This is a genomic window from Maribacter sp., from assembly GCF_016744255.1.
In the GTDB taxonomy this organism is placed as follows: domain Bacteria; phylum Bacteroidota; class Bacteroidia; order Flavobacteriales; family Flavobacteriaceae; genus Maribacter_B.
Map to the genome: position 1 here is coordinate 1 of NZ_JADGES010000004.1, position 16,401 is coordinate 16,401.

The window sequence follows — 16,401 nt, forward strand, 5'->3', positions numbered from 1 at the left end:
TCCTTTAAAATCCCCTCTATTAGGCTCTCTTTGCGCTACGGCAAAAGAACCGTATAAACTATTATTCTTATCCATTTTATATGTTAAACCACCCTTGGGGTTAAAAAACGTATAATATTCATCTAAAACTAATGGTTTTCTTTTAGACGTTATTCCAGTTGTCTTATAATTTACAAATCGAGCTTGAATATCGCCATACGCGATTAATTTTGGGCTTATTTTATATGTTGCTTTTGTAAAGAAACTTGCATCTGTTTTCTTTCCTGTACCATCATAATAATGATCTCCTATAGAAGACCCTCCAGCATTCTGAGCCCAAATTACTTCTCCAAAATGATTTGAATCATATAGACTATATGACCCTCCAAAAATTAAATTTATCTTTTCTTCCTTAAAATTAGCATTCGCGTTTACAACATAAAAATCAGGAGTTAGCCAACGCCTTCTAACCAAATCTGTTGTTTTTATAGTATCCGTAGCAACAATGATTGGTTGAAAATCATAATCTTCAAAATCTTCTTCTTCTTTAAATTCCTCAAAATACCCTCTTCCCTTAGTGTAATTTAATCCTAAATTAGAAGACCATTTGGTATTATACTTTTGATTCCAATGAAATTGAAAATGGTCTTGTTTAAAATTATCAACCTGGTTTTCATAGGTATAAACATTTGCTGTTCTATCCGTTTTTAATGTTTCGGCATCTACACCATACCAAGATTGATATGTTATTTCATGGCCTCCAAAAGACAATGCCTTTATACGCGTATTTTCATCCACATAAGCCGCTTGTAAAAAATAAGATTTTAAATCAGAAGATGCCCTGTCGACATAACCATCCGAGGTTATTTTTGATAATCTACCAGATATTTCTATATGGTTATTTAACAATCCAGTGCTAAATTTAATACTATTTTTAAAAGTATTAAAGCTACCTACAGAAGACGAAATTTGCCCATAGGTATCTTCTGAAACAGCATCTGTTAAAATATTTAAACTAGCACCAAAAGCACCAGACCCATTCGTAGATGTACCCACTCCTCGCTGTAATTGTAAACTCTCGACTGATGATGCAAAATCTGGCATGTTTACCCAAAAAGTACCTTGAGATTCCGCATCATTATAGGGTATACCGTTTATAGTAACATTTACCCTAGTAGCATCACTACCCCTTACCCTAATCCCAGTATAACCAACACCAGCACCAGCATCTGATGTGGTTACTACAGATGGCAAAAAGTTCATTAAAATAGGAATATCTTGCCCTAAATTTCTAGACTTAAGGTCTTCTTTAGTTAAATTAGAAAAAGTTACAGGAGACTCTTTGGTTACCCTTACTGCGGATACAAAAACCTCATCGAGAATCACCTTTTTTCCTTCTAAAGAATCTGTTTGTTGTTCTTGGGCAGATATGCCCATAATTAGGCAAAAAACTGCCAATGTTGTGAAAATAGTTTTCATTCGTAATACATTAGTTACGAATAAAAGGGGCTATTATTCTAATTTTTAATTGATTTATTGGTACACTATGCACCTCTTGGATAAGTCCAAATAATATTCAACGCATCCCTTGGCAGCATTATCTGCCCAGGTTCATTGGGTATAATCTCAGCCTACTATTGTAAGCACCCCTTTGAGATGCCGCAAATGTAATACTGCAATTTAATTTATCATAGAAAAAATAGAAAAAATAACTTTTTCAAAAAACACATAAAAAAAGGCTGCCGAAGCAGCCCTTAACAACCAACCAAAAAAATAAATATCATACTCAATAACTAACTCAAACTCTATATGAAAGCTCTTTTGGTAAAAAATTAATAGTAGTAAAAAAAAAGGGGGAACTACCTCATTGTAACTTTATTAATTGGTTGTATCCTTATAGTCAATGGTTAGTGTTTCTAAAAAGGATTTTCTATTTTTTTATCGTTTTCTATAACCTTAAAATCTTTCTCTATATGTTTTGAAGTATTTAGTTCTATACTGGCTAGAATCCAAACCAATATTGTTAATACTCCCAAAACGACAGATTTACCAAACTCTTTCATTACTTATTTGTTTGTTCTTTATACAAATCTTCATCTCTCTCCCAATAAATTGCGGCTATTACGCAAAGGGAGGTAACAAACGTTACGGTTCCGACTATTGCAAATACTGTTGTAATCATTTTAGTTTGGCTTAAAAAAGTCTTGAATAACTTGCTCTACATATATTAAGACACTACCTTTTTTAAAAGGTCACTTTTTAAGCAAAAAAAAAGCTGCAAATGCAGCTTTTTCTTTTTTCTTATTTAATAATTTATACTTGATGTGATGGTTTAAGCAAATCATTTACCGTTTTCACAGGGTTAAAAGTTAGCAAAGGAACCTCAACGAATATAGTATTCCAATACGCCATCGCTCCATTCCATAGGCCTGGCAACTCTAATGCTTTTAGCTCTCTCCCTTCTTTTGTTTTTTCGGTAATAAATCCTTGTTTAGAATCTACATAATTTAATAGATTAAACTTTTCTCCTTTATAATTTTGCACCCCACACACTAAATCTACAGGATTAAAATGAGTTGCATTTTTTAAAATAGATGCTTGTTTCTCATTTTTCATATCTATTTGCGCAGATTCTACAATCTGTAATGAAGTTCTTCCAGATGTATCTCTAATCCAAAAAGGGCCACCTCCTGGTTCTCCCTCATTCTTAACCATTCCGCATATACGTATTGGTCTATTAATTTTATCTTCTAAAATTCTTGTTTTCTCCTTAATTGTATACGTATTAAAAGTATCAAGGAATCTTACATTTAACCTATCCTCCAAGAATTTTTTAATTTTCAATATATCTTCTTCGTTAGGAGAATTATTTTCTAAAAATTCTGCATATTTAAAAGCTTTCTGTTGCACCTGTAAAAGAACACCAGAAAGTATTTTTTTACTACTAGCCAGCTCTTCTACGTGTTTAGGAACAACAACATTATCAATATTTTTTACAAAAATAATATCTGCTTCTTGCTCATTAAGATTTTCAATTAAAGCTCCATGTCCTCCAGGTCTAAATAATAAGGAACCGTCCGAGTTTCTAAAAGGTTTGTTATCCATATCTACCGCTAAAGTATCTGTTGCAGATTTTTGATACGAGTAATCTATAGCATAGCTTATTTCTGTAGCTGTAGTAACACGGTCTTTTATGGCTTCATATTCCGACAAAAACATTTCTTTATGTTGTTCCGAAATTGTAAAATGCAATTTTGCCTTACCTTTCGTTTGTGCATACATAGCACTCTCTTTTAAATGCTCTTCGAAAGGGGTTGCTGCAAAATCTGCATAATCATGAAACGGAAGGAGTCCTTTTGGAAAGAATCCATAATTAAAGCCCTCTTCGGACAGTAATTGTTTTACAAAAAAATAAAGTTCTTCATTTTCATTATTTGTTTGGCCCTTTATTGCCTCCTTTACCTTTTCATAGAATGGAAAATTTGCTACACCATTAGCGAATATGAGCATATCTTTATCTCCAGTCCTCTTAACATAATCCTGAAAAGATTCTTTTTTAGGGTCATAAGAATCTAGAAAATTAAACAATACCTTAAACATTCTAGAAGCTGCTCCTGAAGCTGGAACAAATTTTAACACAGCCAATTCTTTAGGAAAAGAGTCGTAATATTTAATTAATGAATTTTCATCTTTTTCAGAAAATTTATAAATTCCATCCCCTACAATTGCGGCCTTTTCTAAATCTACAAATGGTATCCCTTCTTTAAAAGTTTCAATCTGATCTCTAACTTTCTCTTTTGAAATTCCTTTTTTTTCTAATTGAGTTATATCATTATCAGTTAATTGCATCATTTTTTTAATAATTTATCTATATGTTGTATTGCCGTTGAAAGACGCTCTTTTTTATCCCCCTTTAAAGTAATAAATTTTCGGTTATATTTTTCGAGAGTTTCTTTAAAATATAAAAACATTTTTTCTCTATCGTTTGGCTTATCTCTAAGGTCATCTTTTTCCCAAGGAATATCTATATACGTTAAAAAATAAATAGCATAGGTATTTTCTAGAGCATACTTTTCTAAAATAGAATCACAATACCCAATATAGTAGGCTTCAGAATAGACCTTAGTTTCTAATAAATCTGTATCGCATATTAAAACTTCTGAAGCCTTTTTAGTAAGGTTATTTTCTAGCCTCATTTGCCCTTCAGCAATGGGCAATAAATCAGAAGGCTCGCACGTTTTTCTCTCTTCATTCCATTTATTCTGCAAATATTCTCGAGCATACTCGGGTACCCAAACAGTATTATAATATCTTGCTAATTGTTCTGACAGCGTAGTTTTACCCGTAGACTCGGGACCAAATAAGACTATCTTTATAACGTCTGAAGGTTCTTGTTTAAACTTTTCTTCCATTCTATATAGCCTTGTATAGCTAAAATTGTAAATATTAAATATTGTAACGAGAACATACCCCAACCTCTATAAGCATAGAGAGGAACGGTTATTATGTCTGCAAAAATCCATAAAACCCAGTTTTCTATTTTCTTATTGGCCATATACCACATCGCTGTAAAAAAGACTCCAGACGTAAAAATATCTATATAATTAGATATTTCAATCGTTGCTCCAAAACCTTTATAAACCCCATAGGTTACAAGCATGGTTAAAAAGAACATTCCTAAGCCTATACTTTTTTCTTTACTAGTGTTAGTTGAAATTTGAACTATTTTTTCCTTACCTCCTTTTATACGCAACCAATTCCACCAACCGTATATACTCATTAAGGAAAAGTAAAAGTTCATCATCATATCTCCAAAAAGTCCATCTAAAAAGAAAATATAGGTTGTTAATACTGTTGCAACTAACCCCGTAGGGTATACCATAATATCCTCTCTTTTAGCATAAACCACACTGGCTATTCCAAAAAAGAAAGCTGCGGTTTCTAAAATAATTAAAGACAGAGCCCTACCCTCATAGGGTGCAATAAAAAAATCAAAAATTTGGTTCATACTCGCTTCGATCCGATTTTACTATTTTCATATGCAACAAACCTTTCTCCATCATTTCAAAAGCTTCTTTTATGTCTACAAATAACACCTTCATAACCGTATCATAACCCCCATATACTTGCGTACTCAACGGATTTTCTAATACCGTTAAACCAGAACTTCTTACTTTTTTTATGAAATTAATAATATGCAACTCATAATCATCCTGCAAAGGCGAAAACGTTAATTCTACAGAAATATTCATATTCCTTTTTTATCATAAAAATACCTATTCTCCTTTAATAACACTTCTATATAGAGAAAAAAATGTGTTATTCTTTTAATGCAAATACGCATGTGAATTCCTCGAATTCTAAAAACGTGATTTCATATTTTGTACGTACTCCAGAATACACTATTTCTCCTGTGGTTATACCTTCTATTAAATCGAAATCATTTATTATTATATGGTTTAAAAAACTTAACCCTTCTTGTGCATAAATTTTATACAAAGACTCCTTGCAACCCCAAACTACAGTAAGCTTACGAACTAAAGCCCCCGTATTGGCTATAGTTTTATATTCTTCTATTGGGGTAAATTTATATGCTATTCTTAAAATTTTATCTCTATGCTTTTCTATATCTATACCTACCTCAATATCTTTACTTACAATAATACCCGTAAAATGGTTAGAATGTGTTATCGATATTTTATTTCCATCCTTTAAATGAGGCTTCCCCATTACATCATAATACATGTCCGTATCTAAATAACCTGCCTCAGCCATTAAATGCCTAATACTTAGAAATCCCTTTCTATGTATTTCAGATTTCATTCCTTTAAGTCTACGAACACTATTTTCCGTAAGAACAATATTTCTAGACAGCTCATTCTCAGACTCCTGAATCTTCCAAACATAAACTACCGTCGATGAATTTACTTCTAATGTCTTATAAAGAGGCATCCTTTTATTTAAGTTATTTGTACATTTGCGTTTGATAAACGGCATATCCATGCCTAGTAACGAAAGTAAAAAATAAAAAGAATATGAGCACCAAAACTACTTCTTATGTGCCTTATAAGGTAAAAGATATTTCCCTAGCTGAATGGGGTAGAAAAGAAATCGAATTAGCGGAAGCAGAAATGCCAGGCTTAATGGCATTAAGAGAAGAGTACAAAAACCAACAGCCCCTTAAAGGAGCTAGAATTGCAGGTTGTTTGCATATGACAATACAAACTGCAGTACTTATTGAAACACTTGTATCCTTGGGTGCAGATGTAACCTGGAGCTCTTGTAATATATTTTCTACACAAGATCAAGCAGCAGCAGCAATTGCAGCAACAGGAGTTCCTGTTTATGCTTGGAAAGGTATGAATGAAGAAGAGTTTGAATGGTGTATTGAGCAAACTTTATTTTTTGGTGAAGACAAAAAACCTCTTAATCTTATTTTAGATGATGGCGGCGACTTAACCAATATGGTTTTAGATAAATACCCAGAACTAGCTGCTGGCATTAATGGTTTAAGTGAAGAAACAACTACTGGTGTTCACCGTTTATACGAAAGAATGAAAAATGGCACACTACCTATGCCTGCTATTAATATTAACGATTCTGTCACCAAATCTAAGTTCGACAACAAATATGGTTGTCGCGAAAGTGCTGTAGATGCAATAAGACGTGCTACAGACCTTATGTTAGCCGGTAAACGTGTGGTTGTTTGTGGTTATGGAGATGTTGGCAAAGGTTCTGCTGCTTCTTTTAAAGGCGCAGGTTCTATTGTTACGGTAACAGAGATTGACCCAATCTGCGCACTACAAGCTGCAATGGATGGTTTTGAGGTAAAACGCCTAGAAACTGTTGTTGCTAATGCAGATATCATAATTACTACTACAGGTAACAAAGACATTATTCAAGGGCAGCATTTTGAAGCTATGAAAGATAAAACCGTAGTTTGTAATATTGGTCATTTTGATAATGAAATTGACATGACTTGGTTAAACAAAAATCATGGAAGCTCTAAAGTAGAGATTAAACCACAAGTAGATAAATATACCATCGACGGAAAAGATATTATTCTTCTTGCTGAAGGACGTTTAGTAAACCTAGGTTGTGCAACAGGGCACCCTAGTTTTGTTATGAGTAACTCTTTTACCAACCAAACTCTAGCACAGTTAGAGTTATGGACCAATAGAGATGCCTATAAGAATGAAGTATACATGCTACCTAAACATTTAGATGAAAAGGTTGCTAAATTACACTTGGCTAAAATAGGCGTAGAACTTACGGAATTAAGAGAAGATCAAGCAGAGTATATCGGCGTTACCGTAAAAGGACCTTTTAAGCCCGAATATTACAGGTATTAATCCCTATATTTTACAATACTAAAAAAACCCTTGCAATATATTGCGAGGGTTTTGTTTTTTGGAGCAATTGCTAAAGTATCAGGCTTTCTGCTATATCTTTTTTATATACTAAAAAAGGATGAAAAGAATGCTGCTGTAATCCTTATTGCAACATGAATAGTACATTTTACAACCCTAGCTTTTCTAAATTGTAAAAATAAAAGTTCTTTTCATCATTCATAGCAACAAAAAGACCTTTAGAAAAAGTTGTATTTAATGGAACCGTTACTACCTCACAACCATCTGTTTCGAGAGTAGTTAAATTCACAGCCTTAATAAAAGAGTTATCCTTCCTAGAAAAAATATTAAACTCCCCTTGTTGCTGATTTGAAACTATTAAGTACCCCTTACCTCTTGGATAGGTTGCTATGGAAATTCCTTCTATATCTTCCATAAAGTATTCTCCTCCAAAACAAGAAATTTCCTTAGTATCCATACTAGGTTCTGCGTAATATTTCTTTATGCAAACACCTTCATCCGAATAGTAAACAAATCCTTTCTCATCATCAACAGCAATCGCCTCAATCTCTTTTTGACCACTAAACGATCCAAATTTTCGAACTAAAGTTGCTTTTACATTTATACTATCTGCCTTTAGCATATATTGGTATAGATATCCATCAGATGGTCCATTCTTACGCCCCACTATAGCATAGACTGTAGAGTCTATAGGCGATTTGTACAAACTTACTCCCATCGGAAGTCTATTAATTTGCAACTTTTCATCTTTAAAAACCGGAAAACCACCACCATCTAAAGGCTTCATGTCTGGCACTGAAAACATTCTAATTTGCTGTTTTTCTCGCTCCGTAAACACCAAAATATCTGTAACTGTTGAGTCATTTAATTTAAACCCATATTCTACGTCAACATTATTAGGACGTGCTATATTACGGATGGTCTTTTGTTCGATAATCTTGCCATCTAAATCAAAAGCATAAATAGATCCATTCGTTTCTTTATCTGTACCAAAAACAATGCTTTTAGATGGATCCATTGGGTTTACCCATATTGCTGGGTCATCGGTATCATTGACAGTAAATTCCGTAATAACATCTGGTTCAATCGCAGGTAATTTACTTTGGTTACAAGATATGGTTACCACAAGTATGCATATTAAGTATATTAGCTTTTTCATTTTTATATGTTTTAAATTAAACTGCCTTTCCAAAAAGAAAGGCAGTTTCGTAATAAACTTTTATTATTTCTTCTTAAACAGATCATACTTTAGACCAAAGGTCAAGCGCTTTTCATAAAACTCAATTTGTTGTGTACGCTCACTAACACCTTGGTAGTAACGCAAAGGCTGATTGGTTATATTGTTCAAATCTGCGTATATACGAAGGTTTTTATTTATAGTATAGGAAGCACTCAAATCAACAAATACCTGCTTATCGTAATATCTATCTTCAAAGGTACTACTCCCTAATTCATCAATATAAGCATCTGAATAGTTTGCAGATAAACGTAAGCTGAATTTCTTATCCGCATAGCCCAAAGAAGCGTTGAACATATTTGGCGCAGTACCTGGTAAATCAACATCATTCCTAACTTTATCTTCATTACGAATACCATTTGTTGAAGATGTAAGCCATGTATAGTTTAAATAAAGGCTTAAATTCCTCGCTAACCCAGGAAGGAAATCTAATTTTCTTTGGAATGCAAATTCAGCACCGAATATGGAAGCGTTATCCCCATTTAAAGGTTTTTTTAGATCATAACCAGTAGCTACATCTGTTGATAAAGAAGGGTAGATAAAGTCATTGATATTTTTATAAAAAAATCCTCCTGAAATAATACCCACAGATTTAAAATAATGCTCGGCGATAACATCAAAATTCATTGAAGTAGTTGGATCTAAATCAGGGCTTCCCGTCTCCACTTCTTCATCCTCATTTATTACATTCCTAAAAGGGACCAAATCTACATAGTTAGGTCTAGCAATAGTATTAGTCCAAGCAAAACGTAATACTGTATTTTTACTAGGGTTATATTTAAAATGCACTCCAGGCATCAAATTAATATATGAGCTCTCATCTTTGACTTTATTAAAACTATCAAAATCACCTTCATCATTAAACACAACCTCATTTCCCAAACTATTTACCTTAGTACTTTCAATTCTTAACCCAGCGAGCATAGAAAATTTTTCGGAAAGTTTTTGATCAAGCATAAAATAAGCAGCAAACACCTCTTCTTCAACATCATAGTTACCTGCCAAATACTCGTCTTCTACTGAGCTTTTATCAAAAGTGGTACTATTTAAAAAATTAAGCTCTCCCAAAAATTCTTTAGAAAGAAATTGCCCTGCTACATATTGATTACCAGCCAAAAAATTAGAATTGGTTAAATCTGCTGTCTCAACATCTGCCAAAGTATTAAAACCATTTCCTGTAGGTTCGTATTCGAAAAAGTCATTATTCCGAACTTTACTTTTAGACTTATATCTTCCTCCAAACTTTATAAATCCATCACCAGCACCAAAAATATTTGCAGGAAGTTTAAAATTCAAAAATGCATTTATATCTTCTTCATCCGTATATTTATTTTCTTCGGTAAACTCTTTCAGTTCAAAGTTTAACAATGTAGCATCAGAAATATTGACTGGTTTAAATGAAGGATACCTGGGATTAGATAAATTTGCCGAAATAGGAATGGCGTCCCCTAATTCGTATTCTGCATAGCGTTCATTCAAACGCTCTTCAGATGCTTTTGCGTAAGATGCCATCCAATCCATTTTTAAGCTCCCGAACAGATGATTACCACCAAAACTATAATTTTGCATACGCTGATCTTCTAATCTACGGTTTTTGTTTCGGTCATTATCTATACCACCTTTGGTTTGTCTGCGAATTTCACCTTGATAACCTATAACGTTCTCTGTACCATCTGCAAATAAAGGTTCCATTTTTCTATATCGCAGTCTAAACCTGTTTTCCCTATCATCCCTCCAATTATACATAGTCTTTAGGAATACCGTATTATTGGTGTTAAAAGCATAATCAAAGTTAGCAGAGAAGCTTCTTCGAATACGTTGAACATGATAGGTTCTTACATCAGATTCTTCCACAAAAGGACTCACCTCTATATCTTCTCCTGTCAACGGGCTCTCCCCCTTGTTTACCCACTCGGCCTCAACATTATCAGACCCAAAATCAACATTATTATAAGATGTACCTAACATCCAACCAAATTTTCTATTCTTGGAACGATCACCAACTAAAAAACCCATATTATAAGTAGGCTTGTCATTAATAAAGCTTAAACCTGATCCTAAAGTAGCAGAAATTCTAAAATTTTGAGGAGAGGAACGGGTTATTAAATTCACGGATCCGCCCAAGGCATCACCATCCATATCAGGGGTTACTGCCTTGCTCACTTCTATAGTTTGAATCATATCCGAAGGAATTAAATCCATTTGAACATTTCTATTATCACCTTCAGCAGAAGGAATACGACTGCCATTCAAGGTCACAGAGTTCAACTGAGGGGCAAGACCACGAACAATAATATTCCTTGCCTCTCCCTGATCAACCTGCATAGTAATACCTGGTATACGTTTTAATGCATCACCAACATTAGCATCTGGAAACTTACCAATTTGATCTGTAGATACTACATTGGTAATGTTCATATTTGAGCGTTGGGTATTCAATGCTTTAGACTGCCCACTAAGACCGTAAGCTGTTATTTGAACTTCATCTAGTTCTAAATTTTCCGGCACTACAAATAAAGAAATGAAGGTAGTCCTACCAGCAGTGACAATAGCTTCTTTTTCAATATCTGCATATCCTAAATAAGAAATTTTTAATGTATAGACTCCTTCGGGAATACCTACTAAGGTAAACCTCCCATCAAAATTAGATATTGCCCCCTTATTCAAGGAGGAAATCACAACATTTGCACCAGGAACGTAAATCCCATTTTCATCGGATATGGCGCCTTGTATATTACCGATTTGAGCCATTACAATGGAGTTACTTAGTAATCCAAATAGCGTAACAAATAATAGTTTCATTAGGTTGGTCGTTTTCATTTTATCAATAATTATATTTTTGACAAATCTATATATACCAATACATTAGAGCGTTAATCACAAGGCAACAAAGTGTAAATAGAATTACATTTTACAGAAACAAGAAGGCAACAATTACGATTTATTTACACTACCGTAACCCCAAAGAAGAGAATGATCCAAAGTAGACTATAAAGCAATCAAAAAAGTAATCAACTCCTCTTTTTGATTAAGATTTAATTTTTTCCTTAACCTATGTCTTGCAACTCGTATACTGTCTGGCGTAACCCTTAATATTGAAGCTATCTCCTTTGATGAAAGGTTGAGACGTAAAAGCATTCCCAACCGTAATTCTGCTGGAGATAAATTGTCTTTTGAAAGAGCCGATAGGTTTTTTATAAAGTTTGGGTGGATATCGCCAAAAAAGTAAATAAACTCATCCCACACTTTATCCTGTTTTAAATCAAAATTGATTTCTTTTACTAAACCTTTTAATTTTTCTGAAGTATTCATGTTTTTTCTATCTGCTAAATTCGTGAGGGTTGCAGACAAATCAGAAAGTATTTTGTTCTTTTGTGAAAGATGTAGGCTATATTTTGAAAGTGCAGCTGTTTTTAAATGTATTTCTTTTTGAAGGTTTTCCTCTTCAATCTCCTTTTTTTCCAATTCAGCCTTTAGTATAAGTTGGCGGTATTCTTGAATTTTCCTTTTCTTCCTTACAAAAACGAATACCCCTCCCAAAACTGCCAGCAATGAACAAACAATGACCAATAATAAATTCTGCCGAGCACTGCGAACTTTACTTTCCTGTTCTAACAACTTAATCGTTGCCTCTTTTTTATTAGTATTATACACCGTTTGAAGCACATTCAGCTGATTTGTATTTTGGGCGTAAAATATTTCCTCGTTGATTTTTTCCGATTCTTTCAAATGGGAAAATGCCTTTTTATAATCTCCTAGTAAAACATATGTTTTAGATAAATCTTTATAAGCACTTTCTACTTGATGGTTATCCTTTATTTTCTTAGCAATAGCCAAGGCCTTCTCTGTATAGAACAAACCATTTTCATAATCTCCCTTTTTCCGATGAACATCCCCTAGGTTATTTAAAATGTTAGCTTCATCTGCATTATTAGAATCTTTTACATAGTCATAGGCTACTATAAAATACTCTTTTGCCAAAGCATAGTTCTCCTGATCTTCATAAATACTTCCTATATTTTCATTAACCAAAGACAACCCTTCAATATCATGGATTAATTGAAACTGTTCTAAGCTCTCATTCTGATACTTTAAAGCCTCGGCATACTCCCCTTTTTTTTCAAAACAAGTACCTAAAAAACCTTTAGAAATAGCCTGTCCTCTTATATAGCCCATCTTCTTAGACTTCTTAATTGCCTCTACAAAATAAGACATGGCTTGGTTATAATTCTTTAGTGAAAGAGCAACCCTTCCCATTGAGTTTTTAACGGTTATTTGTAACGTATCTTTTGGAAACCTATCCAATAGAATCAAAGCTTTGTTAAAATGCCCCATAGCTTCTGAAAACACCCCTACGTTGAAATAAAACTTTCCTAGCACCCAATGTTTCCGAGCGATAATTATTGCCCTACTATCTATCTGGGCTAGTTTCAATTGCTTCTTGTAAAGAAAAAAAGTGGAGTCCAACTCTTTATTGGCAAATGCGGTACTCCTGTCTTGGTCTTGACCAAAAGTCTGTAAGAAGAAACCAATATTCAAGAAAATCAAAAAAAATCGAAAAGATAGACGCATAAAACAAATAAGACACAATATACTATTGGTATGTAAAATTGAGGTTAGCGCTGGTTTACCAAAAGTTTATTTTGTATAAATAATAAAGGCCCTGACGATATCGTCAGGGCCTTTATTATCCTAAATGCAATTACTAATTAAGCTTCAAAAGGCTCAATGGAAACGAATGATTTTCCACCTGCTTTTTTCTGAAACTTTACAAGACCATCTACACGTGCGTGTAATGTATGATCTTTTCCTAGGTAAACATTCTCACCTGGATTATGCACTGTTCCTCTTTGTCTTACGATAATGTTTCCGGCAATTGCTGCTTGCCCACCAAAAATCTTAACACCTAAACGTTTCGATTCTGATTCTCTACCGTTTTTAGAACTACCTACACCTTTTTTATGTGCCATTTTGTTACGGTTTTATATTGTTATACATAAGCAGTTTAGCAATTAAGCTTTACCACCGTCTAATTCGTCTTGCCATTTTTTTAACTCGTCCCATTTGCCTTCAGCTGCTAATTTAGCTTGAGCTGGCCAAGTTTCCGTCACGTGATTACCACGAACACCTGCTATAATTTCAGATATTTTTTCCGATTTCGCTTCTGCTAATTCAGCAAAAGTTGAAATACCTGCAGCTATTAAAGTTTCTGCAATTTTTGGTCCAATACCTTCAATCTTTTTTAAATCGTCTGCTTTTCCAGCAGCTTTCTTTGGAGCTGCTTTTTTAGCTTCTACTTTTGGAGCTGCTTCCTTTTTAGGAGCTGCTTTCTTAGAACCAGAAGCTACAATACTCTCAATAACGATTTCAGTTAAAGACTGGCGGTGACCATTCTTCTTTTTGTAACCTTTACGTCTTTTCTTGTGAAAAACGATTACTTTGTCACTTCTTAAGTGCTTAATGACTTTGGCCTCAACAGTGGCTCCGTCTATAGCTGGGGCGCCAATAGTTACATTCTTACCGTCATCTAGAAGAAGTACATTGTCAAAAGTTACCTTTTTTCCTTCTTCCGTTTGCAAACGGTGAACATACACTTTTTGGTCTTTCGCAACTTTAAATTGCTGCCCTGCCATCTCTACAATTGCGTACATAGCGTGTGTTAATTTATTATTAAAAACCTATCTATTTTTTAAATAGGCGGCTGCAAATATACTGTTAATCCGGTAATTTACAAGGAATTTCGAGTGAATTTGAGCGTAAAATGTATTAAATTTCATAAAAAAATAGAAGCCAATTATTCATTTACCTAAAAAACGGCTTCAAATATCATCTCAAAAAATTGTTTTCAACCCTTTAAATAGAATCAAAAACAAAAGAGAGAGGTCTAAAAAACCTCCCTCTTTTATATGTAAATATATAAGATAGTTACCCTACCTTTCTTATTTCGGCTTCCCCAATAACTATACCCTTCTCTACGGCAGCATCACCAGTATAATTAATTGTAGTTTCTCCATAACAAGTAACTTTTAATCGGCCTGATACGTTTACTCTAAAGTTACTTTCTCCATAGGCCGTTATTTTTGTGTACACGTTATTTAAACTCACCGTATTTACTTCACTTTCTCCATAAGCTCTATACACCTGTTTTTGGACTAAACCACCTTTAATCTCTAGATAACTTTCTCCATAAATACTAGCCGTAAGTTGGTCTACGGTTAAAGAATTAAAATAAACCTTGGACTCTCCATATATAGTAAGTTTTAAATCCTTTTGACTTATAGCACTCATAACATTAACCACTTCTTCTCCTCTAATAGATAGCGCTCGTAATTTTTTATAACTAATACGAACAGACACCATGGTACCTTCATACAAAGAACGGCTTACCTTTCTTCCATTTTCATATCTGTCCTCCGATTTAGTAATAGTTTTAGCTCCTTCTAGATAAACCCTTAAGGTCTTCCCCTCTACTTCGACATTAATTTTATGCTCTGGCAATTTGGCTTTTTCAATAAACACCTGCTCTTCATCTCCCTCCACTAAAGCAACTTCAATATGAGGGCTTACAATAACTTTATCAAAAGCCTTTACAGCTATAATTTTTCCCTGTGCGCTGCTATTCTGAAACACAAACAGACTTAGACACCAAAAGAGAACCGCACCTATTTTTGTTTTCATGCTACTATTATTTTTGATTGGTTAATACAGCATAAAGACAATCGGTATTTAAAAGTGTTACAGTTTTAGAATATTACTTAAAAAATATAATAGGACTATACTTTCTTCTTTTTATTTACCAGCCACACTCCAAATAGAATGATTAATCCTCCTATGATTTGATAAAAATTGATTTTTTCTCCATCCAAAACACCCCAGAAGATGGCAACAAGAGGAATTGTATACGTAACAGATGCAGCAAAAACCGGACTAGAAATATGTATCAATCTATTAAAAAATATATTAGCCATTGCAGTGCCCAACAATGCTAAAACAAGAGTATACCCTAGTGCCTTTTGAACTTCTGGCTGCTGAAAATCTACAGTAAAGATACCAGCATAACCCACCATTGCAATTGCAGGTAATACAACCACACCAAAACTCGCAGTAGTAACAGCCAAAGGAGATAAATGTGCTAAATGCTTTTTTATAATATTTATATTAAAAGCATAGCCTATGGCAGAAAGAATTATAAAAATAGAATAGCCATAATTTTGCTCTGGACTAAACTCCATACCCACAATAATTAGAGCCATTGTACCTAGTAAGCCAATAACAACTCCTAGTATCTGCCTTTTAGTAATAGCCAATCCAAAAAGCCAAATTCCTACCAGAGTAGTACCTAAAGGCGCAATAGAGTTTAATATAGAAGCAACACCGCTATCTATTTCTGTCTGGGCGATTGCAAAAAAGAAAGGAGGAAAAAAAGAGCTTAAAAACCCGGCTATTGTTACCCATTTCCAATCCCTAAAACTTAAAGTCTTTAAGCTTCGTAAACCAAACAGGAATAAAAAAAGAGATGCAAAAACAATACGCAACCCCCCCAATTGTATGGAACTAAACCCAACAAGCCCTTTCTTTATTAGGATAAATGAGGAACCCCAAATAAAAGAAAGTAAAACAAGGTAAAACCACTTCTTTTTATAATTATTCAAACAAGATTAATTTTATACAAATGTGACACATTATTTTCTAATAAAGTATACCCAAAATGTCATTTTTTTAATTTTTACTTCTTGTTTTCTAATCTTAAACTTAAAGTATTAAAAGATAATAATCAAGCTAATTTATCTTCATAAAAAAATTGCCAATGTGCAA

15 protein-coding genes and 1 riboswitch are annotated in these 16,401 nt (G+C 33.6%); of the genes, 1 reads left to right on the forward strand and 14 read right to left on the reverse strand.

Annotated features, from left to right (window positions below; translation table 11 throughout):
• The 7 genes from QZZ51_RS01490 to QZZ51_RS01520 form a co-directional block, all read right to left on the reverse strand.
• Positions 1-1,458, reverse strand: a 1,458-nt coding sequence (locus tag QZZ51_RS01490; RefSeq protein WP_291864883.1) for a TonB-dependent receptor, incomplete at its 3' end; no start/stop codon positions are given.
• Positions 1,459-1,546: 88 nt separating this feature from the next.
• Positions 1,547-1,641, reverse strand: a riboswitch (TPP riboswitch).
• Positions 1,642-1,895: 254 nt separating this feature from the next.
• Positions 1,896-2,042, reverse strand: a complete 147-nt coding sequence (locus QZZ51_RS01495) for a hypothetical protein (RefSeq protein WP_291864889.1) — start codon at positions 2,040-2,042, stop codon at positions 1,896-1,898.
• A 250-nt stretch (positions 2,043-2,292) separates the two neighbouring features.
• Positions 2,293-3,831, reverse strand: coding sequence for a DUF4301 family protein (locus QZZ51_RS01500; RefSeq protein WP_291864892.1), 1,539 nt, complete (start codon positions 3,829-3,831; stop codon positions 2,293-2,295).
• Positions 3,828-4,391, reverse strand: coding sequence for an ATP-binding protein (locus QZZ51_RS01505; protein ID WP_291864894.1), 564 nt, complete (start codon positions 4,389-4,391; stop codon positions 3,828-3,830). The genes QZZ51_RS01500 and QZZ51_RS01505 overlap by 4 nt, the downstream gene beginning before the upstream one ends.
• Positions 4,352-4,987, reverse strand: a complete 636-nt coding sequence (gene pnuC, locus QZZ51_RS01510) for a nicotinamide riboside transporter PnuC (protein ID WP_291864897.1) — start codon at positions 4,985-4,987, stop codon at positions 4,352-4,354. Before pnuC ends, QZZ51_RS01505 begins: the two co-directional genes overlap by 40 nt.
• Positions 4,971-5,231, reverse strand: a complete 261-nt coding sequence (locus tag QZZ51_RS01515) for a hypothetical protein (RefSeq protein WP_291864899.1) — start codon at positions 5,229-5,231, stop codon at positions 4,971-4,973. Before QZZ51_RS01515 ends, pnuC begins: the two co-directional genes overlap by 17 nt.
• Before the next feature lie 67 nt (positions 5,232-5,298).
• Positions 5,299-5,931, reverse strand: a complete 633-nt coding sequence (locus QZZ51_RS01520) for a 4'-phosphopantetheinyl transferase family protein (RefSeq protein ID WP_291864900.1) — start codon at positions 5,929-5,931, stop codon at positions 5,299-5,301.
• Between the two features lie 83 nt (positions 5,932-6,014).
• Between QZZ51_RS01520 and ahcY the strand changes: the two genes are divergently transcribed.
• Positions 6,015-7,331: an adenosylhomocysteinase gene (ahcY, locus tag QZZ51_RS01525; protein WP_291864903.1), complete on the forward strand. Its 1,317-nt coding sequence runs from the start codon at positions 6,015-6,017 to the stop codon at positions 7,329-7,331.
• Between the two features lie 166 nt (positions 7,332-7,497).
• Here the strand turns inward: ahcY and QZZ51_RS01530 are convergent, their stop codons facing one another.
• The 7 genes from QZZ51_RS01530 to QZZ51_RS01560 all read right to left on the reverse strand — a co-directional run bounded on the left by QZZ51_RS01530 (position 7,498) and on the right by QZZ51_RS01560 (position 16,238).
• The gene (locus QZZ51_RS01530) at positions 7,498-8,508 is read right to left on the reverse strand and encodes a phytase (protein WP_291864907.1); all 1,011 of its coding nucleotides are present in this window, start codon (positions 8,506-8,508) and stop codon (positions 7,498-7,500) included.
• Between the two features lie 63 nt (positions 8,509-8,571).
• On the reverse strand, positions 8,572-11,388 hold the full coding sequence (locus QZZ51_RS01535; RefSeq protein ID WP_291864909.1) for a TonB-dependent receptor: 2,817 nt from the start codon (positions 11,386-11,388) through the stop codon (positions 8,572-8,574).
• A gap of 186 nt (positions 11,389-11,574) precedes the next feature.
• Complete coding sequence (locus QZZ51_RS01540) at positions 11,575-13,134, reverse strand: tetratricopeptide repeat protein (protein WP_291864911.1); 1,560 nt, start codon at positions 13,132-13,134, stop codon at positions 11,575-11,577.
• Between the two features lie 161 nt (positions 13,135-13,295).
• Positions 13,296-13,556, reverse strand: coding sequence for a 50S ribosomal protein L27 (rpmA, locus tag QZZ51_RS01545; protein ID WP_291864913.1), 261 nt, complete (start codon positions 13,554-13,556; stop codon positions 13,296-13,298).
• A 42-nt stretch (positions 13,557-13,598) separates the two neighbouring features.
• Positions 13,599-14,237 carry a 50S ribosomal protein L21 gene (gene rplU / locus QZZ51_RS01550; RefSeq protein WP_291864916.1) on the reverse strand — a complete coding sequence of 213 codons (639 nt, stop codon included), beginning with the start codon at positions 14,235-14,237 and terminating at the stop codon, positions 13,599-13,601.
• 274 nt (positions 14,238-14,511) lie between these two features.
• A complete protein-coding gene (locus QZZ51_RS01555; protein WP_291864919.1) occupies positions 14,512-15,264 on the reverse strand; it encodes a DUF2807 domain-containing protein in 753 nt (250 codons plus the stop codon).
• 95 nt (positions 15,265-15,359) lie between these two features.
• Positions 15,360-16,238 (reverse strand): DMT family transporter, encoded by an 879-nt coding sequence (locus QZZ51_RS01560; RefSeq protein ID WP_291864921.1) that lies wholly within the window; start codon positions 16,236-16,238, stop codon positions 15,360-15,362.
• Between the last annotated feature and the right edge of the window lie 163 nt (positions 16,239-16,401).

Excerpts from the sequence above, each read along its gene's own strand:
- QZZ51_RS01515 (WP_291864899.1), bottom strand. The coding sequence starts at position 5,231 with ATGAATATTTCTGTAGAATTAACGTTTTCGCCTTTGCAGGATGATTAT.
- rplU (WP_291864916.1), bottom strand. The coding sequence starts at position 14,237 with ATGTACGCAATTGTAGAGATGGCAGGGCAGCAATTTAAAGTTGCGAAA.
- QZZ51_RS01495 (WP_291864889.1), bottom strand. The coding sequence starts at position 2,042 with ATGAAAGAGTTTGGTAAATCTGTCGTTTTGGGAGTATTAACAATATTG.
- ahcY (WP_291864903.1), top strand. The coding sequence starts at position 6,015 with ATGAGCACCAAAACTACTTCTTATGTGCCTTATAAGGTAAAAGATATT.
- QZZ51_RS01505 (WP_291864894.1), bottom strand. The coding sequence starts at position 4,391 with ATGGAAGAAAAGTTTAAACAAGAACCTTCAGACGTTATAAAGATAGTC.
- QZZ51_RS01520 (WP_291864900.1), bottom strand. The coding sequence starts at position 5,931 with ATGCCTCTTTATAAGACATTAGAAGTAAATTCATCGACGGTAGTTTAT.
- QZZ51_RS01555 (WP_291864919.1), bottom strand. The coding sequence starts at position 15,264 with ATGAAAACAAAAATAGGTGCGGTTCTCTTTTGGTGTCTAAGTCTGTTT.
- QZZ51_RS01535 (WP_291864909.1), bottom strand. The coding sequence starts at position 11,388 with ATGAAACTATTATTTGTTACGCTATTTGGATTACTAAGTAACTCCATT.
- rpmA (WP_291864913.1), bottom strand. The coding sequence starts at position 13,556 with ATGGCACATAAAAAAGGTGTAGGTAGTTCTAAAAACGGTAGAGAATCA.
- QZZ51_RS01500 (WP_291864892.1), bottom strand. The coding sequence starts at position 3,831 with ATGATGCAATTAACTGATAATGATATAACTCAATTAGAAAAAAAAGGA.
- QZZ51_RS01530 (WP_291864907.1), bottom strand. The coding sequence starts at position 8,508 with ATGAAAAAGCTAATATACTTAATATGCATACTTGTGGTAACCATATCT.
- pnuC (WP_291864897.1), bottom strand. The coding sequence starts at position 4,987 with ATGAACCAAATTTTTGATTTTTTTATTGCACCCTATGAGGGTAGGGCT.